Source organism: Bdellovibrionales bacterium, from assembly GCA_041662785.1.
Lineage (GTDB): Bacteria > Pseudomonadota > Alphaproteobacteria > UBA9219 > UBA9219 > UBA8914.
Genome location: JBAZRW010000001.1, coordinates 240,516 through 263,878, shown reverse-complemented (window position 1 = coordinate 263,878; position 23,363 = coordinate 240,516). Strand labels below are relative to the sequence as shown.

Annotated in this window: 25 protein-coding genes; 12 read left to right on the top strand and 13 right to left on the bottom strand. The window is 54.0% G+C overall.

Going from position 1 to position 23,363, the window contains the following annotated elements:
• Nucleotides 1-6: 6 nt before the first annotated feature.
• From WC612_01255 to WC612_01220, 8 genes are all read left to right on the top strand, one after another.
• Nucleotides 7-1,839, top strand: a complete 1,833-nt coding sequence (locus WC612_01255) for an ATPase, T2SS/T4P/T4SS family (protein ID MFA6279406.1) — start codon at nucleotides 7-9, stop codon at nucleotides 1,837-1,839.
• On the top strand, nucleotides 1,836-2,945 hold the full coding sequence (locus WC612_01250; protein ID MFA6279405.1) for a type II secretion system F family protein: 1,110 nt from the start codon (nucleotides 1,836-1,838) through the stop codon (nucleotides 2,943-2,945). The genes WC612_01255 and WC612_01250 overlap by 4 nt, the downstream gene beginning before the upstream one ends.
• Nucleotides 2,946-2,961: 16 nt before the next feature.
• On the top strand, nucleotides 2,962-3,585 hold the full coding sequence (locus WC612_01245; protein ID MFA6279404.1) for a type II secretion system protein: 624 nt from the start codon (nucleotides 2,962-2,964) through the stop codon (nucleotides 3,583-3,585).
• Nucleotides 3,563-4,198 (top strand): prepilin-type N-terminal cleavage/methylation domain-containing protein, encoded by a 636-nt coding sequence (locus WC612_01240; protein ID MFA6279403.1) that lies wholly within the window; start codon nucleotides 3,563-3,565, stop codon nucleotides 4,196-4,198. The genes WC612_01245 and WC612_01240 overlap by 23 nt, the downstream gene beginning before the upstream one ends.
• A gap of 149 nt (nucleotides 4,199-4,347) precedes the next feature.
• Entirely contained in the window at nucleotides 4,348-4,884 is a 537-nt protein-coding gene (locus tag WC612_01235; protein MFA6279402.1) for a periplasmic heavy metal sensor, read from the top strand.
• A gap of 75 nt (nucleotides 4,885-4,959) precedes the next feature.
• A complete protein-coding gene (locus tag WC612_01230; GenBank protein ID MFA6279401.1) occupies nucleotides 4,960-5,394 on the top strand; it encodes a hypothetical protein in 435 nt (144 codons plus the stop codon).
• Nucleotides 5,395-5,397: 3 nt separating this feature from the next.
• The gene (locus WC612_01225; GenBank protein MFA6279400.1) at nucleotides 5,398-5,982 is read left to right on the top strand and encodes a 5-formyltetrahydrofolate cyclo-ligase; all 585 of its coding nucleotides are present in this window, start codon (nucleotides 5,398-5,400) and stop codon (nucleotides 5,980-5,982) included.
• Nucleotides 5,983-6,140: 158 nt separating this feature from the next.
• The gene (locus tag WC612_01220) at nucleotides 6,141-6,635 is read left to right on the top strand and encodes a hypothetical protein (GenBank protein MFA6279399.1); all 495 of its coding nucleotides are present in this window, start codon (nucleotides 6,141-6,143) and stop codon (nucleotides 6,633-6,635) included.
• A gap of 4 nt (nucleotides 6,636-6,639) precedes the next feature.
• Here the strand turns inward: WC612_01220 and WC612_01215 are convergent, their stop codons facing one another.
• The 8 genes from WC612_01215 to WC612_01180 are packed head-to-tail and all read right to left on the bottom strand — an operon-like array spanning nucleotide 6,640 to nucleotide 15,019.
• Nucleotides 6,640-7,605 carry a type II secretion system F family protein gene (locus WC612_01215; protein MFA6279398.1) on the bottom strand — a complete coding sequence of 322 codons (966 nt, stop codon included), beginning with the start codon at nucleotides 7,603-7,605 and terminating at the stop codon, nucleotides 6,640-6,642.
• A 5-nt stretch (nucleotides 7,606-7,610) separates the two neighbouring features.
• The gene (locus WC612_01210; GenBank protein MFA6279397.1) at nucleotides 7,611-8,591 is read right to left on the bottom strand and encodes a type II secretion system F family protein; all 981 of its coding nucleotides are present in this window, start codon (nucleotides 8,589-8,591) and stop codon (nucleotides 7,611-7,613) included.
• Nucleotides 8,588-10,240 carry a CpaF family protein gene (locus WC612_01205; GenBank protein ID MFA6279396.1) on the bottom strand — a complete coding sequence of 551 codons (1,653 nt, stop codon included), beginning with the start codon at nucleotides 10,238-10,240 and terminating at the stop codon, nucleotides 8,588-8,590. Before WC612_01205 ends, WC612_01210 begins: the two co-directional genes overlap by 4 nt.
• Nucleotides 10,237-11,439, bottom strand: a complete 1,203-nt coding sequence (locus WC612_01200) for an AAA family ATPase (GenBank protein ID MFA6279395.1) — start codon at nucleotides 11,437-11,439, stop codon at nucleotides 10,237-10,239. The genes WC612_01205 and WC612_01200 overlap by 4 nt, the downstream gene beginning before the upstream one ends.
• Nucleotides 11,440-11,487: 48 nt before the next feature.
• On the bottom strand, nucleotides 11,488-11,889 hold the full coding sequence (locus tag WC612_01195; GenBank protein ID MFA6279394.1) for a CpaD family pilus assembly lipoprotein: 402 nt from the start codon (nucleotides 11,887-11,889) through the stop codon (nucleotides 11,488-11,490).
• 5 nt (nucleotides 11,890-11,894) lie between these two features.
• Nucleotides 11,895-13,526, bottom strand: a complete 1,632-nt coding sequence (locus WC612_01190) for a type II and III secretion system protein family protein (protein MFA6279393.1) — start codon at nucleotides 13,524-13,526, stop codon at nucleotides 11,895-11,897.
• Between the two features lie 11 nt (nucleotides 13,527-13,537).
• On the bottom strand, nucleotides 13,538-14,497 hold the full coding sequence (gene cpaB, locus WC612_01185; protein MFA6279392.1) for a Flp pilus assembly protein CpaB: 960 nt from the start codon (nucleotides 14,495-14,497) through the stop codon (nucleotides 13,538-13,540).
• A 12-nt stretch (nucleotides 14,498-14,509) separates the two neighbouring features.
• Nucleotides 14,510-15,019 (bottom strand): prepilin peptidase, encoded by a 510-nt coding sequence (locus WC612_01180; protein MFA6279391.1) that lies wholly within the window; start codon nucleotides 15,017-15,019, stop codon nucleotides 14,510-14,512.
• A 447-nt stretch (nucleotides 15,020-15,466) separates the two neighbouring features.
• On the opposite strand from WC612_01180, the gene motA reads away from it, so the two are divergent.
• From motA to fabI, 3 genes are read left to right on the top strand one after another with little or no spacing between them, the layout of a single operon-like run.
• The gene (gene motA / locus WC612_01175) at nucleotides 15,467-16,342 is read left to right on the top strand and encodes a flagellar motor stator protein MotA (GenBank protein ID MFA6279390.1); all 876 of its coding nucleotides are present in this window, start codon (nucleotides 15,467-15,469) and stop codon (nucleotides 16,340-16,342) included.
• Between the two features lie 12 nt (nucleotides 16,343-16,354).
• Entirely contained in the window at nucleotides 16,355-17,392 is a 1,038-nt protein-coding gene (locus WC612_01170; GenBank protein ID MFA6279389.1) for a flagellar motor protein MotB, read from the top strand.
• Nucleotides 17,389-18,180 (top strand): enoyl-ACP reductase FabI, encoded by a 792-nt coding sequence (gene fabI / locus WC612_01165; GenBank protein MFA6279388.1) that lies wholly within the window; start codon nucleotides 17,389-17,391, stop codon nucleotides 18,178-18,180. The genes WC612_01170 and fabI overlap by 4 nt, the downstream gene beginning before the upstream one ends.
• Before the next feature lie 10 nt (nucleotides 18,181-18,190).
• On the opposite strand, the gene WC612_01160 is transcribed toward fabI, so the two are convergent.
• From WC612_01160 to WC612_01150, 3 genes are all read right to left on the bottom strand, one after another.
• Nucleotides 18,191-18,634 (bottom strand): flagellar biosynthesis regulator FlaF, encoded by a 444-nt coding sequence (locus WC612_01160; protein ID MFA6279387.1) that lies wholly within the window; start codon nucleotides 18,632-18,634, stop codon nucleotides 18,191-18,193.
• A 15-nt stretch (nucleotides 18,635-18,649) separates the two neighbouring features.
• Nucleotides 18,650-19,090, bottom strand: a complete 441-nt coding sequence (locus WC612_01155; GenBank protein MFA6279386.1) for a flagellar biosynthesis repressor FlbT — start codon at nucleotides 19,088-19,090, stop codon at nucleotides 18,650-18,652.
• A 268-nt stretch (nucleotides 19,091-19,358) separates the two neighbouring features.
• The gene (locus WC612_01150; GenBank protein MFA6279385.1) at nucleotides 19,359-21,146 is read right to left on the bottom strand and encodes a hypothetical protein; all 1,788 of its coding nucleotides are present in this window, start codon (nucleotides 21,144-21,146) and stop codon (nucleotides 19,359-19,361) included.
• Nucleotides 21,147-21,613: 467 nt separating this feature from the next.
• Here WC612_01150 and WC612_01145 point away from each other — a divergent pair, with 467 nt between their 5' ends.
• Entirely contained in the window at nucleotides 21,614-21,916 is a 303-nt protein-coding gene (locus WC612_01145; GenBank protein ID MFA6279384.1) for a hypothetical protein, read from the top strand.
• A gap of 53 nt (nucleotides 21,917-21,969) precedes the next feature.
• Here the strand turns inward: WC612_01145 and hisIE are convergent, their stop codons facing one another.
• On the bottom strand, nucleotides 21,970-22,590 hold the full coding sequence (gene hisIE, locus WC612_01140) for a bifunctional phosphoribosyl-AMP cyclohydrolase/phosphoribosyl-ATP diphosphatase HisIE (protein ID MFA6279383.1): 621 nt from the start codon (nucleotides 22,588-22,590) through the stop codon (nucleotides 21,970-21,972).
• A 3-nt stretch (nucleotides 22,591-22,593) separates the two neighbouring features.
• Complete coding sequence (gene hisF / locus WC612_01135; protein MFA6279382.1) at nucleotides 22,594-23,361, bottom strand: imidazole glycerol phosphate synthase subunit HisF; 768 nt, start codon at nucleotides 23,359-23,361, stop codon at nucleotides 22,594-22,596.
• Nucleotides 23,362-23,363: the final 2 nt, after the last annotated feature.

Here is a 23,363-nt window from a genome sequence, read left to right as displayed (position 1 = left end):
GGCGGGATGACGCAGTCTGCCAGTGCCTCTGAAAAAGCCACCACGTCGCCCTCCTCCAAAGAAAAAGGCAAACAAGGAATTGATTCAGGAGAGCTGACGGACCTTGAGCCAGAAAAAGCGGGCGCGATGATTGAACGGCCTGCAGAAATAACAATTGAAGACGAACGCAGCCTTGCGATTGCGGGCGGCTTAGAGTTTTCTGGCGATGTTCTGACGGTCGAGGGGGGTAAGCTCAAGATACCCGATGAAGCACGCAACTTGTGTGCTTTGTTTGAAAACGGGATGTGGCTTGTTAGTGCCTCGCACCGCTTGTCTCCGTTGGTGACGTCGGTTGCGCAGATGGCAGCGCGTCATGGCTATCAGATTAATGCGGCTCGCTATGTAACCCCCAACATCATTCGTCAAGCCTATCTGTATGCCGATAGAAAATCGTCTGTTTCAAGGCTGGATGATAATGCCGTACGCCGCCGCATCGTCGACACCTTGCAAAAAGCAGTTGAGGCTGGCGCCAATGACGTCCACATAGAGGCTAGTGAAGGACGTACGCGCATCGAGTTTCGCATTGATGGCGCTTTGCGCCTGTGGGAGACGTGGACGCAAAAAGAAGGCGAATTGATGCTGTCGTCCGTTTATTCCCACTCGGTGGGGCAGTCGGGCGCAACAGCGAACTGGCAAGAGCCGCAAGCGGCCATGTTGACTTCTACGTCCACGGGGCCTGATGCGCTGGCTTTGCCTAAAGGCGTGATCTCGGTTCGTTGCCAGTGGGTTCCGTTGTCGGATGGTGGGCGTTATTTGGATATGCGCCTTCAATATGACTCGGCGCATTTGTTCGGCGAAAACTTTATTATGGCCGACGTAGACTCTCTTGGTTTTTCACAAGAACAACTTAAGGTCGTCCAAAGCCTCCGGCAAGCGCCCGGGGGTATGCGCGTGTTTGCGGGGCCCGTCAACCAAGGCAAGACGACAACCTTGCGTGTGACGCTTAATCGCCGCATGGCGGAAACCAACATGCAGTTGAACTGTTTGTTGGTGGAGGATCCTCCTGAAGGCGGTATCGTCGGGGCGCGTCAGGTCGGCGTTTCTTCTTCGGTTAAAGATGAGCAGCGCGAAAAGTCTTTTGTTGAGATCATGCGTTGTGCCCTGCGTCTTGACCCTGACATTGTCATGCTCGGTGAGGTTCGTGATATTCAAACGGCCAAGTTTGCCTTTCGCTTATCCTTGACGGGGCGTCAAGTTTACACGACGACGCACGTTTATGCAGCGCTCGCGGTTCCGCAGCGTTTGCGTGATATTGGTATGGAGCCATACCTTGTCTATGATCACCATTTACTGCGCGGCATGTTTTGCCAGCGGTTATTGCGCGGCATGTGCTCTCATTGTCGCATTCCCTTGGCCGAGGCGCCGACTGAACTTGGCCCGCACTATAAGGAACTTGCGCGGCGCGTTCGCGCTGGCCTTGCCATCATGGACTCCTCGCGCAAGGGGGGAAGCGTAGGCGTTTATGATCGTTTGTCAGAGCCAGACATGCGGCAGGTTTATGTTGCTAATCCGGAAGGGTGCTCCCATTGTTTCCGCGGCAGGGCGGGAAGAACGATTTGCGCCGAAGTGATCGAAACCGACCAAAAAATTATGGAACTTCTTCAAGACAATCGCATGGAAGAGGCGCGAGATTATTGGCTGTCGCCGACAGGAATGAATGGTGTTACCATGCTGTGGCACTCCTTGGAGAAAATTAGGCGCGGAGAAGTTTCTCCCGACGATGCCGAATTTGAGGTTGGGATTATGGCCAGCGAGAAAGAACTGATCGAAGTTGAACAAAGACTTGGGGTGATGCCATGAGTTTTGATGAAATATCGTTTGATACAGAGGCTATCAGCCGCCGGTGGGCGCAGCTTCAGTTCAAAAACAATCGCAAGCAGCGGTTTCGTGTTTACCGTAAGCTGGAAGGCATGCTCCGCATGAACGAAGCGCTTTCGCGCTCTCTTGACCGTCTTTATCAAAACGCCTCTGAAATGGGAAAACATCCAGACCGCCCAGCGGCCTTGGCTTTGAAGGAATGGTTCTTGAAAGATCGTGCGGGGCTGGGGCTTTCGGATGCTATGGAGGGGTGGATCCCTGATTCAGAGCTTTATATGATCCGTGCTGGTGAAGAATCGGGCACGATGGCTAAAGCCTTCGCGTCAATCCAAACTATTGGGGCAAGGGCGCGCGAGATGAAGGGCGCCGTGACCTATGCTGTGGCGTACCCGGGCTTTATGATCATCTTGGTTTCTTTTGTTTTGTGGATGTTTGGCGTTAATTTGATTCAGAATATGCGTAAAACAGCGCCGCCTAGCGTTATGGCGGCCATGGGCGGCGTGGCCACGGTTTCTGATTTTATTGCCAACTGGGGTATATGGGTTTTGGTGGGGATCGCGGTCACTTGCATGATTATCACGGTGACTTTGCCCATATGGAAAGGGCCTATACGTGCTAAATTCGATATGTGGCCGCCATGGTCGTGGTATCGCGTGTTGCAAGGCAGTGGCTTTTTGCTGGGGCTTTCCGCTCTGTTGGGGTCGCAGGTTCCTTTGAAAAGAGCCTTGGAGATTTTGGAAGACCAAGCTAAGCCGTGGTTGCGTGAGCGTGTGAGTTCGGCACGGCAAGAGGTTTTGCGCGGGCGCAATTTAGGGGAAGCCCTTAGAACGGGGCGCTATAACTTTCCTGATCCGGGGGTTGCCATCGATCTTGAGATTTTGTCGGAGCGGGCTGACGTCGGCAGTGTTATCGAACAAGTAACGGATGAGTGGATCACGGACCAGATTGAAGTTCTTAAAGGACAGGCCGGTGTTACGCGTAATCTTGGGTTGGTCGTTGTGGGCGGCACGATTGCGTGGGCGATGCAATCTGTTTTTGCTGTGGTGACCGAGGTTTCAAAAGGTTCTGGCGGCATGGGCGGCATGTAAAGAAAAGGATGGGGACATGACCAAGAAAAATCGCGGCATGACGTTGACCGAGCTTGCCATTGTTCTGGGGGCTATGGGGCTTGTCATGGGCGGCGTCTGGGCGGTTGTCGGCACGGTTTGGGATGGCTACCGTTTTCAAAAAATGAATCAGCAGATTCAGGCCGTGGCGCGTTCCCTTCAGGATTATTACGGGAATATCGGGGGTGTTTATCAGCCTAGTGGGCATACGGCCTATAGCAATGATACCGACATAACGGCTGTTGTGGATGATGACGATAGACGCCTTATCCCCACAGAAATGCGCCTTAACAAGAATGCTGAGGGGGCAGGACTTCGTCATGCCATGGGTGGCGCGGTTACCGTAGAAAGCGTTAATAACGGTGGTGGCTTTCGTTTAAATATAGAAGGACTCAACGAAGACGCTTGTATCAAGCTTGTTATGCAGTTTCCTGTGCTTATGCCCGAACTGGGCGTGACGCGCATGGAGTCTGGGGGCGGTAATACGGACATTGATCTAAGTAATGTTGTCAGCCCAAGCCCCACGGGGGTTTCCCTTCCTCTGTCTTTGCAAGACGCCACCACGTGGTGCAATACTCCAACCAACAATGAGGTGCGCTTTGAATTCAGGGTCCGTTCATAAACGCGCAGGCTTCAGCCTGATCGAGTTCGCGATTGTTTTGGCCATCATCGGCATTGTTTTAGCGGCGCTGTGGGGTGTCGTCAGCATAGTGCGCGAGAACATCAAGCGTGAAGAGACGGCTGAGCAGATGACGGCAATCGTCAGCAAAATTCGCGACTATTATATGGGGCGCGCTTGTGTTTCGACCAATTTTGATTGTACTGGCTCAGGCGCGGTTTTAACGGAGACCCTGTTTCGGCAAAATCTTTTGTTGCCAGAACAGTTACGGGATCGTACGGCGGTGGTCTTGGTGGCGGATCATCCTTGGGGCGCTAGCGCCGCTGATGGGTCGTCGCTGGCCGGTGGTAGTCTGATTGTTCGTGCCGTGGGCGATGGGCGGGATCCTTCTGGGCTTGGTGCTTTTCAGATTGAACTTCTGGGGCTTAAGGAATCTAGTTGTGTGGCGTTGGCTAGCTCTCTGTCAGGGGCGGGTGCGCCCAAGGGGCTCGTAACGATGACAATTAACGGCACGTCAGTGACCCTTCCTGCCACGCCCGAGGCTGCTGGAGGAGCTTGTACGACCCCTTCAGGGGCGACAAACACAATCATCATGGCCTATCGCCTTCGTCCATAGGACTGAATTCCCGTCATTTTTTAAAAAGAGGGCGACTGCGCCTTTTTTGCGGCGAACTTTTTTCGTTTTGCGCATAATTTTGACATGGGGAAGGGTTCTTATAAGAACCATGACGGCTTGTCCGTCCAACTAATCGAGGGAGAAACTTCATGAAAAAGAAACATCTTATCATCGCTTCCGCTCTTCTTTCCGTTATTATGATCTCTGGCATGGCGCAAGCCAAAACGGAAACAACGCCGGCAACGGCGGCAAAGACGACGCAGGCGGTTGTCGATAAATCGGATCGCCCCATGCGCCCCATGATGCCCAACCTTTCCGAGGCTGGGCAGAAGCTTTTGCAAGAAGCCATGACGAAGGAGCGTGAGTCCGGCAAGGCAACGTTCGAAGAAATGCAAACGAAGCGTGGCGAGATGGAGTCCCTTCTAAAAGCCGCGACGTTTGATAAATCGGACTATCTTGCCAAGGAACAGGAACTCCAAGCGATGCAGGCTAAAATGATGGCGATGCACGCAGAGGCTTTTGCCTCAGCCGCTGCCCAAATGACACCGGAAGATCGGGCTCAATTGGCCAATAGGCCTCACCACCAGATGAAAGGTGGCATGATGCAGGGGGGTAAAGGCGGCATGATGCAAGGCGGCCAAGGCTCGATGATGCCCATGAAGGGAACAGACGGGGCGGCTCAATAACCTTGTAAAAAAGAACTGGCGGCGCTTTTTGTGTTCGCACATCGTCGCCAGTTTCTTAAAAATATGGAGGATAGCATGAAACGGTTTTTGATAGGGTTTGCTTCGGTTCTTGTCGTTGCCGTAGGGCTTTTGGCCATGCCGTCACCGGCCAAGGCCGATGCGTCGTTTTCGTTTTCGGTTAATGATGGGTATCGTCGTCCGCCGATGCGGGTTGAGCATTATGGTCGTCCCCACCATTCTTTTCGTCCGCCTTTTCGTGAGGCGCACTATGCCCCTTATTGGTATGCGCCGCCGCCCCGTCGGATCGTCTATGAAACGACCGTTGTGCAGCCCGTGCGCTATGTGAGTGAAGCGTCTTTGTTGGCGGAGCCCGTTTCTGCCCCTTATTACGATGAGCGGGGGCAACTCTGCCGTGAATATCAAACGATGGGGCGGGTCGGCGGCTATCAAGAAGCTGCCTATGGAACGGCCTGTTTGCAGCCTGATGGGGCGTGGCGTATTGTAGACTAATCCATGGACAAGCCGCTAGAAATAAAAGCGACTCTTCGTAGCCTTTTGCGGGATCGTCGCAAAGCCGCCCATGCTCAAGGAGGGCATGAAGCGGCTTTGGCGCTTCGTGATGTGTTTTTGGCTCATGTTGTTTTGCCGCCCAAGGCCTTGGTGGCGGCCTATAGCCCGTGCGGTTCTGAAATCGATCCGCAGCCCCTTCTTCAAGCCTTAGAGGAAAAAGGCTACGCCGTCTGTCTGCCCTGTCTTCCTAAAAGTGGCGACGCTTTAGTGTTTCGCGCCTATGCGTTAGGGGACCCGTTGCAGAGGGGGGCGCAAAACATTCCTGAGCCGCTTCCCAGTGCCGCCCTTGTTGATCCCGATATTTTTCTTGTCCCGCTTCTTGGCTTTAATCGCGCAGGGCATCGACTGGGACAGGGGGGCGGCTTTTATGATCGCGCCCTCTGCCACGCCCGCACGTTGCGCAAAATAACAGCCCTTGGACTTGCCTATAGCGCGCAAGAGGAGCTTTCCCTGCCCTTAGAGCCTCATGATGAGTGTTTGGACGCTATCGTGACGGAAAGCGATTTTGTCGTTCCTTTGGTTCTATAATTTCGAAACCGATTCAAAAAGCTCTCTGAAAAAGCGAGTCGTATTGGCAACACTTCTCGCTAATGGTTAGCAAAACGTTAATGAAAGCATTGCCCGCCGATTCTCTCCCTTCTACCTTGAACAAAGTGATTCGTTTTTTTGTCAGGGTGCGTTGGTTCATGAGCCTTAGGCCTCTACTCATCTTGTTTGTTTCGACAGGTAATGCGGCGCGTAGCCCCATGGCCGAGGCTTTCTTGAACGCCAAGGGCAGTGAGGCGTATCGTGCGCGAAGCGCGGGCGTGGCTCCTCTTGAGGCGCTGGCCCCTCGCGCCAAGTCCCTTTTAGAGGACGCGGGTCATCAAACGCACAAGCTTTACCCCAAAAAATGGCAGGATTTTTATGCAGCGTCCCATTTGGTGAAGGTTGATATTATTATAACCTTGTCGCAAGAGGCGCATGACCTTTTGCCTACGGATTGGCCGCATGATCCTGTGCGCGCCCATTGGCTTGTGGATGATCCGTTGGCCTGTGAGCGGGCCGATGTGCAGGAATGGAAGTTTCGTAAATGCTATGCAACGCTTGAGGCGCGTGTGGCCACGTTGGTGCGTTGTCGCCCTTCGGCCTCGGCCAGCGAGTGGTTTGTACGGCTTAAGGAAATCGGGATGGTGGTTTAAAGCCTTATCGCGCCGCCAGCGCCGCCGACACTTTCAGGGCGGCGGGACCGATCAAAACAACAAACAGGGGCGGCAGGATGAAAAGAATCATCGGAACCGTCAAAATGGCCGGAAGCGCGGCGGCTTTTTCCTCGGCCTTCATCATCCGATCTTCGCGCATTTCAGCCGACAGGACGCGCAAGGCTTGCGCCAGCGGCGTCCCGTACTTCTCGGTTTGAATAAGCGTGTTCACAAGGGCGATGATGCTGGGCAGGGGGATGCGCTCGGATAACCCGCGCAAAGCTTTGTGACGATCAGGAAGAAAATTCAGCTCAACGCCAGTCAGCGCGAGTTCTTGGGCTAGCTCTGGCGCGGTGGGGGCGATTTCGCGGCTCACGCGGTCAAAGGCGGAGTCAAGGCCAAGACCCGCCTCGGCGCAAATGACAAGAAGGTCCAGCGCATCGGGGGCGGATCTCCGCAGCACGTCCTCGCGTTTCTGGCTCATGTTTTTGACAATGACATCCGGCAAAACCCAGCCGATAAACGCCCCAAAAAAGGGAAGGATGAGGCCGATGGCGGGCGGCAGCGTGACGATTTTGACAATCACGAAAAAGAACACGCAGGTGGCGGCAAGACCGCCCATAAGGGCGAGTTTAGCGAAGAGAAAAACAAACATGGTGTCGCGCGAATGATAGCCTGCGCGGCGAAGTTTAAGCCGCAAACCATCAAGACTTTTGCCTTGCGTAAGCTTAAGCCACTCGACAATTTGTTGCATAAGGCCATGTTTTTGCAAGCTAGCGCGGCGCGAGTTTTTCTTGCGGCGTTCCCCCTCAAACTCGTCGCGTCGTTGGGAAATGGATTTAAGGCGATCGGGCAGGGGGTCGTTGTCGATAAAGGCTGTCCAGACAAGCACCACCACAGCGAAAGCAGCTAGGCCGCACAAACCAGCCAGAAAATCGGGACTATTTAGAAAGAGGCTGATTTGGTTCATGATCGTTAAATCTCAAAGTTGATCATTTGTTTCATGACGAGAACGCCCATACTAAGCCACGTCAAGCCGCCGCCCAGAAGGATTTTGCCTTTTGTTTCCCTCAGCAAAATCATCATGTATTCCGAATTGACCGCCATCAAAAGGCCGAACATCAAAAAGGGTAAGGAGCCGATAATCATGGCCGAGGCGCGGGCTTCCGAGGACATGGCCCTGATTTTTTGCTTTAGCTGCCTGCGTTTGCGCAAAAGCTCGGCCAGATTGCCAAGTGTTTCGGCAAGGTTGCCGCCTGTCTCTCGTTGAATAGCAAGGGCGATAATAAAAAAGCGATATTCGGGCGTATCAAGACGGCCAGCAACCTCCCACATCGCTTCTTCAAGCGAGCGCCCCATACGCACACCATCGCTGATGCGGCTGAACTCAATACCCAAAGGATCGGGCAGCTCTTGGCCGACAGTGGTAATCGTCTCGGTAATAGGCAGGCCAGAGCGAAGGCCACGGCAGATGGTGTCGATGGCTTCGGGGAAGACGCTTAGGAATTTAAGAATGCGTTTCTTGCCCATGCGACCTGTAATCATGTGCGGCAGATAAAGGCCTGCCGCGATGCTCATGAAAAAGGCAACAGGCTTTGACCAATGGGCGATATAGGCAAAAACAAGATAAAAAACCACAACCGCGATAGCATTGATCATCAAGTATTCGCCAAGAGAGATATTCTTGCCGGTGCGCGCCAGACGCTGTCTCATCTTTTCCGGATTGGGAAGGGTTGCCTTGATGATACGGTCGAACAGGGGGATGACGCTATCACTCGTGCGGCGGCGCAAATTACCGGGTGTTTCTTTAAGGCTTTTGGCGGGGGCCGTTCCGCCGACGCGATCCAAGCGCTTCTTAATGGAAGCGGTCGCATTGTCTTGCCAAAAGAGCGCAATTACAACCAAAAGAAGAAGGCCACCACCGACGACCAAAATCAACATAAGGGGGGAGGTCATGACATGGCCTCCAGCAAGTCTTTTTCAAGCCCGTAATAGGCCGCCTTGGGCAAGCAATAAGGGCGAAGCCCGTTGTTTTTAAACTCGACCGTTAGGCGGCCATCGGGCATCTCGCCCGTGACATCACAAACAAACAAATCCTGCATAGAGATAACTTCGCCTTCCATGCCCGTCACTTCGGAAATATGCGTGACGCGCCGCGAGCCGTCGCGCATGCGACTGACCTGAATGATCATATCGACGGCTGACGCAATTTGTTGGCGAATGGCGCGGGGCGCTAGGTTCGCGCCGCCAAGGCCGACCATGTTTTCAAGGCGCATGATGGCCTCGCGCGGACGGTTGGCGTGAACGGTGGAAAGAGAACCGTCATGGCCCGTGTTCATGGCTTGCAGCATGTCGATGGCTTCACCGCCGCGTGTTTCGCCGACAATGATGCGATCAGGACGCATACGTAAAGCGTTCTTCAGCAAATCACGCATCGTAATCTCGCCGTGACCTTCAAGGTTCGCGGGACGCGTTTCCAGTCGAACGACATGCGGCTGCTGCAATTGAAGCTCGGCGGCATCTTCGATAGTTACCACGCGCTCGCCGTGATCAATCATTTGCGACAAAGCATTGAGCAGTGTTGTTTTCCCCGATCCAGTGCCGCCAGAGATCAGGATGTTAAGGCGGCAGCGTCCGACGATGCGCAGTACTTGCGCCATTTGGGGCGAGATGCTGCCAAACTTGACCATCGAATCGAGCGTAATTTTCTTTTTCGAAAATTTGCGGATGGTGATCGAGGGGCCATCGATGGCCAAAGGCGGAATAATGATATTGACGCGGCTGCCATCCATTAAACGCGCATCGCAAAGCGGCGAGCTTTCATCGATGCGGCGGCCAATGGCGGTGACGATGCGCGTGGCGATGGCCAGAACATGCGCGTTATCGCGGAACGTCACATCGGTAAGGGTCAGCTTGCCCTTGCTTTCGCAATAGACTTGCTTGGGCCCGTTGACCATGACTTCCGAAACGCTCTCATCGGCCAGCAAAGGCTCCAAGGGGCCAAGGCCTAGCATGTCGTTGAGAAGTTGCTCGACCAGCTCAAGACGTTCGGCGGCATTAAGCTGCGTTTTGGTTTCAATCAAAAGCTCGCTGATAAGGCCTTTTAAATCGCGCGCCAGATCCTCACGCGCCATCCTTGCGGCGGCAGAGGTATCAATCCTATCAAGAATGAGAGGCTGAAGTTTTAGTTTGGCCTGATCGACACTGGTGCGGCTAGCGGTGCTAATCGCGATGGGCTCCACATGGCGGGGCGGCGGTGGAGGAGGGGGTTCCGCTTCTTGTGCAGGCGGCGCAAAAGACGTTGTCTGCGTTGAGGTCGCTGAGGCCGTCGTCTCTGGTTTGACCAGCTGCCCAAGCAAGGCGTTGCTTAGCACGTTGACGAAGTCACGTTGATCCAGCAGGTTCAGCTCAATCCCTTTCTGGCTTAAATAGGCAAGCGCAAAGTTTTTAATCTCGCGGTTGATTTCCGCGCGGGACATCGCCTCGATTTTTTCTTGGGGAAAGGCCTTTGTCAGCTCGGCAATAATCCGGTCGCGCAAAACAACAAGCGTCCCATCGGCAGCAAGGATCCTAGCTTCTAACTCTCCGTCGGCGGCTGCGGTCATGCCTTGGCATCCTCCTTGGCCGCTGATTTAAAAAGGCCGCCGAAGATCCCGCCGCCTTTTTTGGGCGCGGAGGCCTTGTCTTCTTGCGTCGCCAAAAACGACTTGGCGAGCGTCAGCATGGCTTTGGTCAGGGCGGCGGATGGCGCGATGGCCCCCAGCATTTTACCGGCGTTGTTTGCGGCGGTCATGTTTTTATGATCGTCGGGCAGAACAAAATCAATCTTGGCTTGCGTGCCCTTGGCAAAGGCAGCCTCGTCAACAGCCGAAGGGCGACTGGCGCTGACGCGCGTGGCAACCTGCGTAATTTTGGCGGTGGAGCCGAGGCCTTTCAGCGTGGTGCGAATACGCAAGGTATCGCGAATGCCGACCAACGACATCTCGGTCACCAGCACGACTTCATGCGCGGTCGCCAAGATGCGCTTTTGCGTAGCGATCATATGACGTGGCATATCGACGATCACAACGTTATAGGTGCTCTTTATTTCCTTTAACAACGCGGCGATGGCGGCAGAATCGACATGGATAACGTCTTCGATGGATTCCTCGGCGCTCAGCACGGCAAAGGAAGTGCTTTCGCTGACCATGGCGCCTGCAATCATCAGGCCATCAACGCGTTGGGGTGAACTGACGACATCGCGCAGGCCGTGGCCCGGTTCGATATCAAGCGCCAGTGCGCTTGTCCCGAATTGCAAGTCTAGATCGAGAAGGGCGCTCTTTTGTTTCAGGTCATGGGAAATCAGCCAAGCCGTGTTGGTGGCCACGGTGCTGGCGCCAACGCCGCCACGTACGCCGAGGATGACAACAATGCGGGCTTCCTTGGGCGCGCCATGAGAGCCGCCCTTTTCGCCCTGCGAGGCGGAGAGCATGGTTTGCGTCAGGATTTCGGCTGTGACGGGCTTGACCAGATAATCGCTAAGACCTGCGGCCATCATGCTGCGGTAAAGCGTCACGTCGTTGGCGCTGCCTAGTGCGACAAGGTTGCAGGTAGGGCCGCAAAGGCTTACAAGCCTTGCTGCCAGTTGGATGGGCTGCTCTTGTCCGTCAAAGTCAACAAGCGCCAATTTGGGTGGCGCATCGGATTCTAAAAGCGAGGCAAACAGATCGGGGCCGCCGCGCTTAACGGTGTCGGCAGGAAAACCCTGTTTCTCCGCCCAGTTTTGTACTTGATGGGCGGTCTCGTCATCATTAATAAAGGCCATAAACTCATTATGCATTGGTCACCCACTATCATCCTTTTTTGTCGTTTATTACGGTGTTGTTCCGCCGCTAGAACTGCTGGCAGCGGCTACGGGCGCAGCGGACCAAGCGTCGATAAGCGGCTTTGTTCTTCCAGCGTGATAGCTGCCCACCGAGGCCGCGGCAAAAGTGCCATCGGCGGAGCCCAAGGGTTGTCCTTGAACAAGGTCTTCGGGACGTTCGACTTGCGCGGCAAGATTCTTGGCCTCCGCGCATCCATATTGCGGCGCGTTCTGGTTTTCTAGGGGAGTGTTGGCCGCTTCGCGCCATGAGGCGCATTCAGGCGGAACGGGCACAAGGTGCGACCCATCGGCTGAAAGCATCAGCTTGATGCGCATATCGGGCGCGGGCGTGGCGGCGCATCCCGATAAAAGGACAAGGACGGCAAGTGTTGAGAAGAGATAACGGGACATGATTTTTACTCCACAATAAATCCGCCGGGGCCTTGGGGCGCGGGCGCTTTGGGCTTGGATGGGGCCGGTATGGGCGACGACATCGGCAGGGCCGTATTCTTTGCCGTAACGTTTGTCGCGGGTAGCTCCTGTTCTTGATAAGAAACGGGTGCAACGGGTGCAGCGGAGGGCGCGGGCGACTCTTCGGCAACGGGATTTTCGACCGTTACGGCGCGTGGTGCGCCGCTTAAAGCCCGAGCCGCAGGATCGCTGTTTGTCTCCCTCATGCGGAAGAGACGATCCGTGTCCGATGGCGGCGCAAAGCCGTCGGTCGGTAACGCCAGTTGCTCTTGCGTCGCGGGCTTCACGATATAGGGCGTGATGATAATAACCAGCTCGCTTTCATTGTTTTGAAAGCGCGTCGAGCGGAACAGCGGCCCCAAGACGGGGATGTCGCCCAAGAAGGGATATTTATCGACCGACTGGGTTTGCTGATTATTCAAAAGACCGGCGATGGCAAAGCTTTGGCCACTGTTCAACTCAATCGTTGTTTCGGCGCGACGTGTCGTAAGGCCGGGGACTTGGACCCCACCAAGTGTGATGCCGCCTGCCGCTGAAAGTTGGCTAACTTCGGGCCGGACATGCAGATTGATGCGGCCATCGCCAATGATGGTCGGGGTAAAAGCCAGAGAAACGCCGTATTGTTTCCATTCAATCGTAATGTTTTGATTCTGGGGAACGGGGACGGGAAACTCGCCGCCTGCAAGGAAGCTGGCCGTCTCGCCCGACATGGCTGTCAGGGAGGGTTCGGCCAGAATGGTGACAAGGCCGTTTTTCGCCAACGCGTCGATCATGGCGTTGACGCTATGGTGGCCGTTATTGTAACTCGCGGCGAGAGCATTGTTTACATCGCCATCGCCCATTGAGGTGCGGTTAAAGGAAGTTACCCCAGCGAGAGAGGTGCTAACGACATCAGCGCCCGTCGCAAGGCCAAAGGCAAAACCCCCGACAGTGCCGATGGTTTCCCAATTGATCCCAAAGCGTTTATCCACATCGCGGGATACTTCGGCGAAGCGAACGCGAATTTGAATCTGATTGTTGGCTTTGACGTGGATGCGATTGATAATATCGCCGTCCTTGGGAATGTAGCGCACCGCAACGCGGCGGGCATCCTCAACGGCGGAGGCATCTGAAACGTCGCCCGACAACACGATGCCGTTTGGAATGGATTCAACCTTGATGTTGCTGTTTGGCAGGACGGTGCGAAGCGCATCGCGAAGCGCCGCAAGGTTTTGCGTGACCATCACCGTTTTGTAAACCAGATCATGGCCGTCTCTGTCTGTAATCCGCAGTGTCGTGTGGCCTTCTTTTTTGCCATAGACCATGACGGACGTGGGCGAGAAGACTTGCACATCGGCGATATCGGGGTTCGCGATAAACACGGTGGCGGCGGGGGCATTAAACGTAACGGGCACGCTTTTGTCGATCAGCACCTCCAGCGCCGTCGGTCTTTTCTCGGCGGCGGCTTTGTCCAGCTTTTCGGCCTTGACGGTTTTATCGGGCGTTGCGCCGTGGACGCGCAGGGGGCTTAGCATCAGACCCGCGCATAGCGCTACGATGACCAGCGAGGAAAGAGAGGAAACTTTTGATAAACGCATGGCCGGCTTCCTTATTGTTGGGGAAGGTCAAAGATGGAATCGGTCGTGTCTTTGCCCCGTATGATTTGAATCTTTTGCGTTGCGCCCGAACGGTTGGCGGGACGTTGTAAAACCTTGCTGACGTCGCTGTCCCACGTCAGCGTATCGCTGGCGGGCGGAAGGGGCGGAATGCCTCCTGCCAACGCAGCGGCATCCAGCGCGACATCGGGAACGACAGGTTGCTGCGACGGCATCATGGTCGAGGTGGGGGTTTGATCGGCGGCTTTGTCCGCGGCCGGATCGGTCGCCATGCTTCGCAAGGCCAAGGAAACTGTGCCGATTTGTGTGATCAGCGCCATTGTCTCGGCTTGTTTGGGCGTGACTTCCAGCGTGGCAACTTGCGCGATTTTTGGCTCGGTTACTTGGTCGTTCATCTTTTGATCAAGGGCGAGAACGCGCACATTTTTTATCATCGTTTCGCTGACGCGGCGCTCGTCCGACCCCATATCGCCTTTTCGTCCAATGGTGTGCGTGACGATAATGTCCACATGATCCCCGGGGAAAACAAAGCCCGCTACACCTGCCACGGGCGTGATGGCAATCGATACAGCGCGCATGCCAGCCGTCAGCGCGGCGGCCATAAAGCCTTGCTCGCCGGGCTTAACGGTGCGACCCGTCATGATGGGCTCGCCCGTGCGCATGCCATAGCGCACGACTTGTCCCGTGTAATCCGTGATATTGGCCGCACCCTTGACGGCTTGGCCTGTGACGCCTTCTTCCTTGGGCCAAACTTGCCACTTTAAGTCGGCATCCTTGATCATGGTTCCAGCGGGCAGATCCTTGGCGGCGACAAGGATTTCCTGTGTCGGCGTTGCCTTGGTTTCCACGGCAGCCGTTCCATTGCCTTTTGAAAGCATGTTGCGGGCGACCATAACGGTTCCTCCCGCAATCATCAAAGCGATAAGCAAAAGAAAGATTTTTTTAGCAGGCATGATTATTTCTCCTTAGCCTTTTGCTTGAAGCAAAGCGGGGTTCAGCAAAAGCGCGAGTGTGCAAAGGCCGCCGAGCGCGATGGCGATGCCATAGGGAACGGGTATTTGGGAAAGGTTGGGTTTAGGTGTTTCATCGTGAGAAAGTCGGTGGCGCACAAAGGCCAGACCGGCAAGGCTTAAGGCCAAAAGGCCACCAGAAATAGCGGTAATCGTCAGTAACAGGGCGATGAAGGAAGGGCCTGCCCACAGGCTTGTGACCGACAGGAATTTGATGTCGCCCGCGCCCACCCAGTTCTTCAGAAAAAGGAGATAACCCAACACCAGCGTGACGGCGAAAACCATCAGATTTTTTTCCCAATGGATTGTTATCGGTGCGGCATAAATGTAAAGGGGGAACAAAAGCAAAAGAGCCGCGCACGCCGCATTGGGAATACGATACCGCGCCGCATCGCTTGCGGCGGCAAGGATCATCACGATACCCGCGAGTGCAATGATAAAATGGAATAGCATTTCTGGATTCATAAAGACCCCTTTTGCGCACCACGCGCCCACATGCCAACTATGCGATAGATATGATTAATAGGAGGTGAATCAGTTAATAGGGGGGCGTTGAATTCTTTCTCCTTTTTAGGAGCAGGGGCTAAGTCCTCCCATAAGCAGCCTTGTTCTTTTTCGGGGAGTTCTAAAGCGAGGGGAGAAAAGAGAGGCGCATTCTTCATAGGTGATATATAACACATATCGAGGTATATATCAAATGAAAAGTCACAGCAAGCAGGATATATCTTTGTGTAGCAAAAACAAAGATCCCTTTGTTTTCAATATAAAAAGCCCCATTGGTTAATAATTTTCTTTTGTGTTATGATTTTAACCATGATTCTTTTCGTTAAAACGATCTTAACGAAAAGAATGCTTATGTTCTTTTGGTCTTGAATCCGAAAGGTTTCGGGTTACTTCTGTTTGGTCAGGCGCATGAATCTAAATTTTCTCATTGGGGTCATTACGGCTGTTGCCTGCACGCTCGGCGGCTTTGTCTTTCAGGGTGGCCACCTTGCTGTGTTGGCAGAGGCCGCGCCTATTGAAATTGTTATTATGGGCGGAACGGCGGCGGGCGGCTTTATTATTGGCAACCCCAAGAACGTAAAAAAAGGCGTTGCGAAAGCGATGAAGTTGCTGTTTAAGAAGCCTAAATTTACCAAAGAATCCTATATTGAACTTTTGTCGCTTATGTATCAGATGTTCAAATTGGCGAAGACCAAGGGCATGCTGGCGCTTGAGGCGCATGTTGAAAAGCCTGAGGAAAGCAGCATTTTTCAAGCGTTTCCGGGATTTCTTCAAAATCATCACGCGGTTGAGTTTTTCTGCGATTACCTGCGACTTTTTACCCTCGGCGCGGATAAGCCGTATGAAATCGAAGCGCTGATGGACGAAGAGCTGGAAGTGCATCATGCTGAAAACGAAGCAATATCGGGCGCTGTGCAAACGATTGCCGATGGCATGCCCGCCATTGGTATTGTGGCCGCCGTGCTTGGCGTTATTCATACGATGGGCGCGATTTCTGAGCCGCCAGAGGTTTTGGGGCAACTTATCGGAGGCGCACTCGTGGGAACATTTATGGGTGTGTGGATAGCCTATGGCTTTGTTGGCCCGATGGGCACATTCATTAAAGCGACACAGGAAGCGGAGTCCAAATATCTTCAATGTTTAAAGATTGGCATGCTCGCGCATTTGCAAGGCTTTGCGCCGTCGATTTCAATCGAGTATGCGCGTAAAACCTTGATGACGGATGTTCGTCCCAGCTTTACGGAAGTGGAAGAAGCGACGCAAGCCTTGACCGCGCCATCGTAAGGAAACCTTTGTATGGCCGATCATAACCAGCCCATTATTATTATCAGGAAAAAGAAAAAGGGCGGTCACGGGGGCGGCCATCATGGCGGCGCATGGAAGGTGGCTTATGCCGATTTCGTGACGGCCATGATGTCGTTCTTTTTGCTGCTTTGGCTTTTGAATGTCACAACATCCGATCAGCGCAAAGGCATTGCCGATTATTTTGCGCCGATGTCGATTTCGCATTCGGAAGGCGGTTCGGGTGGCGTGATGGGCGGCAAGTCGATCACGATGCCCGATGGGGCCGAGATTTCGGCTTCCTCCCCTCCGGGGCTTGATGATCGCTCGATGGCGACAGTCGGCAAGGGCGATGAGGGCGAAGAGGACATTTCGGGCAAAAGCGAAAAATCGGCGGAAGGCAAGGCGGCGGGAGAAAAAGCGGCAGCAGCGCAGACCCCTGAAGAAAAACTGGCGCAGGCGCAAGACCAAGTGACCAAGGATGCTGTCGCCTTGGCTGAATCGATGAAGAAAGAGGAATCCCGATTTAAAGCGGCGGCGGACATGTTGAAACAAGCTCTTCTTAACAATCCGGCGATGCAGGATTTGGCGCAGTACCTCATGATCGACCAAACCCCTGAGGGCTTGCGCATTCAAATTATCGATAAAGATAAATTCTCTTTGTTTCCGTCCGGTTCCTCCAGTCCCTTTGAAAAGGGTCGTGATTTGCTCCGTCTTGTCGGGCAGGTTCTTTCGAAATTACCCAATAAGATTTCGGTAACGGGCCATACGGACAGCAACCCTTATCCCTTCGGCTCGCGGCGCGATAACTGGGATCTTTCGACTGATCGTGCGAACGTCTCTCGTACCGAGTTGATGGCGGGGGGCGTGTCCCGTGAGCACATTGCGCGGGTGGTGGGGATGGCGGATCAAGAGCCGTTCGTGCCAGATCCTAAGGATTCGCGCAATCGTCGCATCAGCATTGTTTTGTTAAGGCGGGCGCCACCGCCTACGCTTAATCTTCCCTCTCTTCCTGCGGCTTCTCCTGTAGCCACAACAAAGGAAACACCATGAACGATATTCCTTCTTCCGGCACGATGATGCCGCTTGCCGGTAAAAAAGGTCTTGTGATCGGCATTGCCAACGATAGCTCTATCGCGTGGGGCTGTGGGGAAGCGTTCAGGCGCTTTGGCGCGGATTTGGCTGTAACGTACCTCAACGAGAAAACCAAACAATATGTTGAGCCTTTGGCCGAACGGCTAGAGGCCAAGATTTTCTTGCCGTGCGATGTGCGGGAAGAGGGCGCGTTAGAGGCCGTGTTTGCGGCGATTGAAAAGCAATGGGGGCAGCTGGATTTCGTTTTGCATTCCATCGCTTTTGCCCCGCGTGAGGATTTGCATGGGCGGCTGACGGATTCTTCGCAAGAGGGGTTTAAGGTCGCGATGGACGTGTCATGCCATTCGTTTATTCGAACGGCCAAGCTGGCTGAGCCGCTTATGAAAAACGGCGGTAGCCTTTTCGCCATGAGTTATTACGGCGCAGAAAAAGTCGTTGAACATTACAATCTGATGGGGCCGGTGAAGGCGGCATTGGAAGCCAGCGTACGCTATCTGGCGTATGAATTGGGGGGCAAGGGCATTCGTGTTCACGCGATTTCCCCGGGGCCAATCAAGACTCGTGCGGCCAGCGGCATCGCACATTTTGACGAGTTGATGGAAAAGGCGGCCGAGCGCGCGCCGATGCAGCGTCTTGTCTCGATCGACGATGTTGGCGCGGCAACGGCGTTGCTCGCAACGGATGCCGCTAAGCTGATTACGGGGGAAACCCTGTATATCGATGGCGGCCTTCATATTTTAGGGTAGCCAAGCGGCCTTACGCCGATGTCATAACCGAGCGGGGACGCATTTCTTCGGCTGGCACGGCAGCAAGTGGCCGCACAATCTTTTCCTGCTCCTGTTTTTTCTGCAAGCCAGCAGCGATATTGCGATTAATGTTGATCAGGCTGCCTAGCGCGGCGCGGTTGCCATCGGCCAAGGCGCGAAAAGTCGTCTTGTCCACATAGCGGCTTAGATTTAAAAGAATCCCCTTAATGTCCATCGGCAAAAGATTGTCGGGCTCACACAGACAAACCTGAAGAACGGTCCAAAGCTCTTGGTTATGGCGAAGCGCGGCAAAGAAATCTTCCCGCGAGGAGGTCGGTTCGCGCACAGCCTCAAGACGGCTGGCGCAGCTCAGCAACGCATGGGCTTCGGTTTCGCGGATTGTTTCGTCGCTGCGTTGATGGGTGGTGTAGGCTGAGTAGCTGTTCTGGCTCATTATCAAAACTCCATTTTAGAGAGCCGTTGCCAAAGCGGCATTGGTGGCGGGTTCGGTATTGTCTTGAAGGGGGGGCTTAGCATTCTTTTCGTCTGCCAAAAGTTGGTGGGCAAGACGTAAGGCTTTAAAGGATTCGCCCGCATTTAAATGCTGGACAATCTCCTCTACGTGGTTGGCCAAGGCCGGATAAAGCGCCGAAAAGCTTTTTAAGGTATTGATAACAAGCTCGTCCATCGGCTTACCCTTGCCTTTAAAAAGATAGATCACTTGCAAAAGAAAATAAATGTTGGAGACATCCGATTCATCGCGGCGTTCTTCGTTCATCAGATAATCGTCGCGTAGGACGGGACTGTCGGAAAGGATCAGAAGCTCGGCGGGGCGGTTGCCAACATTTTTAAGAACAGCGCCACCGGCGAAAATTTTGCCCTCAGGCTTGATACGAATTTTAAGCGGCATGATCGACTCCTTCGACAGTAAGAGAGAAAGGCTCGTTCCTTTCCCCAACAAATCCTTTAGCGTCATCCCCGCGAAAGCGGGGATCCCGTTTCCTTTTTTGGGAAGTATAACCAGCAAAAAGGCTAACGGATAAAGCGTGACAACAAACTGGATCCCCGCTTTCGCGGGGATGACGGTAGAGGAGAAAGTGTTTTTATATAACCTTACTCTCGTCCCGCCATTTAGAAGAGTTGAGCGTGGGGTTGCCCCCACGCTCTTCCCTTTAGGTTTAGAACAACCGCAAGATGGCTTGCGCTTGCTGACCCGAAATACCCAAGGCAATAACACCCAAGGAGCTCGAAGCCTGCAAGGACTGCAAGTTTGCGCCTTCTTCGTTGGTATCCGCCAGAACCAGGTTATCAGACGCTGTTTGCAGCGTTGTAATCAAGTTCTTGGTGAAGTCCTGACGAGTCGACACGATCGTGTTGTTGTTACCAAGTGCAGACGATGCTGTACGCAAGGTCTTCAACGCATCCGTCAATTGGTTTTGAGCGGATGTGAGGGCATCGGCCGTCACAAGTGTCTTGTTGTCAGACAAGATTGACGCGCCTGTCAAGGTGATGTGCGCATCAGTCGCCGCGTATGTTGCGGATGCCGTCCCAACAACCGTTGCCGTCACGTCCGTGTTGGCCACGCCCGTGATGGTTGCACCCGTTACGTCATAGGCTGTGCCGCCTGTGACCGTCGTTGTGCCAGCTGCTGTCAAGGATGACAGGGCAGAGTCGATGTAGCTTAGCGTTGCGCCAACGGCACCATCTTGAGAGTCAACGATTGAGTTGCCACCCAAGGTGTAAGCTGCCGACGTTGGGATGCTCAGCCCCGTTGTCGTAACCGTACCCGCTGTCAATTTGAACGTCGACGTGACGTTCGCCTTGCTCAACGCTGTTGACGTATCCGCCGCCACCAAGTTGAAGGTAATGGCATTCGCTGTGTTGTTGGTGTAGATCATCGAGTTCGCCGTTGTCGCGGCAGTTGCCACGATAACTTGCATCGATTGACCCGCGCCAAGCGTCACGGTGTTGGCAGCGCCACCAGTCAGAACGCCAGTAGCCGAGGTGTAGGTTGAACCTGCACCACCGGTTACGGTGAACTGACCGCTGATCGCGATCTGACCTGCTGTCAAACCGGCAAGGCCGGTTGTATCCGCTGTAAGCGAACGGCTTACACCGGTAATGTCAGAACCTGTTCCATCAGAAAGACCCAAAACAGCTTCAAGCGCCGTCAGTGTGCCAGAGGCAGCGGCACTGGCTACTGTTGCGCCTGTCGTGGCGACAGTGAACACACCAGCAATAGCTCCCGTGATATAATCAGTGGAGTTGCTGGCTTGTGTTGCCCCAACGCCTGACCCGACGCCAGAGGAACCAGCGCCCGTAACGGTCAAAGCACTCAACGTCCCCGTGTAAACTTGACTGGTAAGAGTCTGGTCGACAGAGGAAACGGTTAAGGCATGCGTGACTGTATCAACAAGAGTCGTGCTTGAGAAATTGGCGAGAGCGTCGCCCATACCCAAGCCAGAAGCTGTCAAGTTTCTGCCTTGAACCGTTAGGTTGTCCGTTGTGTCGGTCGTGCTGAACGAAACCTTCAGTGACGAATTGATGCTGTTGACGAGGTTGGTGCCGTTAAAGGTACCGTCCGCGACAAGCAGATTGAATTGGTCAAGAAGATCGTTGTACTGCGTCGCCAACGTTGCGCGCGTGGTCGAGTCCGTGCTCTGCAAAGCAGAGTTGACGATACCTTTAAGTTGATCGACGACGGTTGAAAGCGATTCAATCGTATCCGATGCAGCCTTAATGGTTTGCAGAGCCGTTGACATGCTGTCCTTTAAGCTGGTCAAGTCATTAGCGCTGTTGAGGAAGCCCTTTGAAGAGAAGAAAGACGACGCGTTATCAAGCGCCGAGTTGATCTTTTTGCCAGAAGCAAGACGAGCCTGTGTTTGCCCAAGGAGCTTTGAGGTTCCTTGAAGAGCCAGCAGGTTTTGCCGAGCCGAAGCGCTAAGTGAGATATCACCGATAGACATGGTAGAACTCCTTTCAAGAGATAACGCGGACTCCTTCCGCGAGGGTTGATGCCGTCAGTCTGCCTTCCAATCATGAAAATCGACTTAACAGCATGGTTAATGATGCGAAAAACATGCCATTTGCATACGTTAATATATGCCCTAGGAAACAAGCCATATTGGGGGGCGGTCGTTAAGGTTTTGTCGTCGCGCTAGGCAAAATTTGCCTCTTTTATCCGAAGCGCGGCAAGAATGACTGGGCAATTATTGCCGAAAGGGAAGCAAACATCCTCCGGTGTGGAAAATCAAAAAAGTATCAATAAAATCAAAAGATAGAGAACGCCGCAAAAAAAACAGGCGGAAAACACAACAAGTTGGACTTGTCAAGAGGAAAAAAATATGCTATCATTTTGATAATAGGAAAAGTCTAAGCACCTTGCTTTTCGTTGCTATAATTAGATCCTTGGTCAATAGAACGAGGAAAGGCCATGTTGGAAACAGTAGGAGTTACAGGATCGTTGGGAGGAAGCGCCGCGCATGCGGCTGTTTCTGCTGCGCCTGCGTCGGCTGTCAAAGAAACCACAGTGGTTAGTTCTTCTCGCGTGACGTTGTCGCCGCGGATCACCTCTGATCCTGCGACGGGGGTTCTGATTGCGCAGTATCTATCGTCGACGGGTGAGAAGCAGTTGCAATTTCCGTCGACAGCGGTTGTCGCTTATCTGCGTTCGGGTCTGACGGCTGAGGGTTTGCCCATCAAAAGGGATGCGTTGGGGCTTACCACGGAAGTTTGATCGGTTCGCATAGATTGGTTCATGCGTTCTTCCCCCGCCTCATGGCGGGTTTTTTATGGCCTAAGGCCTGTTTTGTTTGCTCGCGCGGCCAGCACGTTCATAACATCCTTCAGCGAAAAGGAACAGGCGCGCAGCAACACCAAAAGATGATAAAGCAAATCGGCGGCTTCCTCTGGCAGCTTATCGGGCGCGGTCGTGGCGGCTAAGGCCACCTCCACCCCTTCCTCGCCAACCTTTTGCGCCATGCGGGGAAGGCCCGCCGCGAACAGCGAGGCGGTATAGCTTTGCTCGGTTGTGCCGTCTTGTTGCCGCCCTGCAATCGTGCTTTCCAAATCCGCTAAAACAGAAAGCGTTGCCGCCTCTTCTTCGCCAAAGCAACTAATGGCACCGGTGTGACAGGTGGGGCCTTGTGGCGTTGCCAGAATAAGAAGCGCATCGCTATCGCAATCGGTTTTGATGTCCTGTACGCGCAGGGTATGACCTGATGTCTCGCCCTTTTGCCACAGGCGTTTTTTGCTGCGGCTGTAAAAGGTAACAAGGCCGCTCGCCTTTGTTGCGGCCAGTGCCTCTTCGTTCATGTATCCCAGCATCAGAACGCGCAAGGAAGCGGCGTCTTGGATAATGACGGGAATCAGCCCATCGCCTTTGGCAAAATCAAGAGAAAGATCAGTCATGGGCTATTTCCTCACCGGAATGGATTGCGCCTGTAGCGCTTGCTTGATATCATGGATGGCAACGACTTTCTTATGAAAGATAGAGGCCGCGAGCGCACCATCGACATTTGCCTGACGAAACACGTCCGTGAAGTGGCTTATCGCGCCTGCGCCGCCTGAGGCAATCAAGGGAACGGACGCGATTTCCCTCACCGCTTTCAGTTGCGCGATGTCATAACCTTCGCGCATACCGTCTTGGCTCATACAGTTCAGGACGATTTCACCCGCGCCATGCTCCACAACCTCACGCGCCCAATCCAGCGTGCGGCGGCGCGTTTTGATCGTGCGTTTATCGTCGCCCGTGTATTGATAGACGTAATAATCTCCGTCCTCCTCGCGGCTATCGATGCCGACCACCACGCATTGTTTGCCAAACTCACGCGATAGGGCGTCGATCAGCGCGGGATTTTCCAAAGCAGGCGAGTTGATCGATATTTTATCCGCGCCCTGCGCCAGCGTCTCGCGCACGTCGTCCTCGGCGCGAAGGCCGCCCGCGACGCAAAAGGGAATATCCAAAAGGGTCGCGATGCGCTTGACCCAGCGGCGATCCACGCTGTGGCCCAAGGGGCTGGCTGAAATATCGTAAAACACCAGCTCATCCGCGCCTTCGTCGCGGTAACGCGCGGCCAGCTCCAAAATATCGCCGACTACCTCGTGATTTTTGAATTGTACGCCTTTGACGACTTGGCCGTCTTTGACATCAAGGCAAGGGATGATGCGTTTGGCCAGCATGT

What these genes read in the sequence shown, in the direction of transcription:
- WC612_01255 (MFA6279406.1), top strand. Translation starts at nt 7, where the DNA reads ATGACGCAGTCTGCCAGTGCCTCTGAAAAAGCCACCACGTCGCCCTCC.
- WC612_01250 (MFA6279405.1), top strand. Translation starts at nt 1,836, where the DNA reads ATGAGTTTTGATGAAATATCGTTTGATACAGAGGCTATCAGCCGCCGG.
- WC612_01245 (MFA6279404.1), top strand. Translation starts at nt 2,962, where the DNA reads ATGACCAAGAAAAATCGCGGCATGACGTTGACCGAGCTTGCCATTGTT.
- WC612_01235 (MFA6279402.1), top strand. Translation starts at nt 4,348, where the DNA reads ATGAAAAAGAAACATCTTATCATCGCTTCCGCTCTTCTTTCCGTTATT.
- WC612_01230 (MFA6279401.1), top strand. Translation starts at nt 4,960, where the DNA reads ATGAAACGGTTTTTGATAGGGTTTGCTTCGGTTCTTGTCGTTGCCGTA.
- WC612_01225 (MFA6279400.1), top strand. Translation starts at nt 5,398, where the DNA reads ATGGACAAGCCGCTAGAAATAAAAGCGACTCTTCGTAGCCTTTTGCGG.
- WC612_01220 (MFA6279399.1), top strand. Translation starts at nt 6,141, where the DNA reads ATGAGCCTTAGGCCTCTACTCATCTTGTTTGTTTCGACAGGTAATGCG.
- WC612_01215 (MFA6279398.1), bottom strand. Translation starts at nt 7,605, where the DNA reads ATGAACCAAATCAGCCTCTTTCTAAATAGTCCCGATTTTCTGGCTGGT.
- WC612_01210 (MFA6279397.1), bottom strand. Translation starts at nt 8,591, where the DNA reads ATGACCTCCCCCCTTATGTTGATTTTGGTCGTCGGTGGTGGCCTTCTT.
- WC612_01205 (MFA6279396.1), bottom strand. Translation starts at nt 10,240, where the DNA reads ATGACCGCAGCCGCCGACGGAGAGTTAGAAGCTAGGATCCTTGCTGCC.
- WC612_01200 (MFA6279395.1), bottom strand. Translation starts at nt 11,439, where the DNA reads ATGGCCTTTATTAATGATGACGAGACCGCCCATCAAGTACAAAACTGG.
- WC612_01195 (MFA6279394.1), bottom strand. Translation starts at nt 11,889, where the DNA reads ATGTCCCGTTATCTCTTCTCAACACTTGCCGTCCTTGTCCTTTTATCG.
- WC612_01190 (MFA6279393.1), bottom strand. Translation starts at nt 13,526, where the DNA reads ATGCGTTTATCAAAAGTTTCCTCTCTTTCCTCGCTGGTCATCGTAGCG.
- cpaB (MFA6279392.1), bottom strand. Translation starts at nt 14,497, where the DNA reads ATGCCTGCTAAAAAAATCTTTCTTTTGCTTATCGCTTTGATGATTGCG.
- WC612_01180 (MFA6279391.1), bottom strand. Translation starts at nt 15,019, where the DNA reads ATGAATCCAGAAATGCTATTCCATTTTATCATTGCACTCGCGGGTATC.
- motA (MFA6279390.1), top strand. Translation starts at nt 15,467, where the DNA reads ATGAATCTAAATTTTCTCATTGGGGTCATTACGGCTGTTGCCTGCACG.
- WC612_01170 (MFA6279389.1), top strand. Translation starts at nt 16,355, where the DNA reads ATGGCCGATCATAACCAGCCCATTATTATTATCAGGAAAAAGAAAAAG.
- fabI (MFA6279388.1), top strand. Translation starts at nt 17,389, where the DNA reads ATGAACGATATTCCTTCTTCCGGCACGATGATGCCGCTTGCCGGTAAA.
- WC612_01160 (MFA6279387.1), bottom strand. Translation starts at nt 18,634, where the DNA reads ATGAGCCAGAACAGCTACTCAGCCTACACCACCCATCAACGCAGCGAC.
- WC612_01155 (MFA6279386.1), bottom strand. Translation starts at nt 19,090, where the DNA reads ATGCCGCTTAAAATTCGTATCAAGCCTGAGGGCAAAATTTTCGCCGGT.
- WC612_01150 (MFA6279385.1), bottom strand. Translation starts at nt 21,146, where the DNA reads ATGTCTATCGGTGATATCTCACTTAGCGCTTCGGCTCGGCAAAACCTG.
- WC612_01145 (MFA6279384.1), top strand. Translation starts at nt 21,614, where the DNA reads ATGTTGGAAACAGTAGGAGTTACAGGATCGTTGGGAGGAAGCGCCGCG.
- hisIE (MFA6279383.1), bottom strand. Translation starts at nt 22,590, where the DNA reads ATGACTGATCTTTCTCTTGATTTTGCCAAAGGCGATGGGCTGATTCCC.
- hisF (MFA6279382.1), bottom strand. Translation starts at nt 23,361, where the DNA reads ATGCTGGCCAAACGCATCATCCCTTGCCTTGATGTCAAAGACGGCCAA.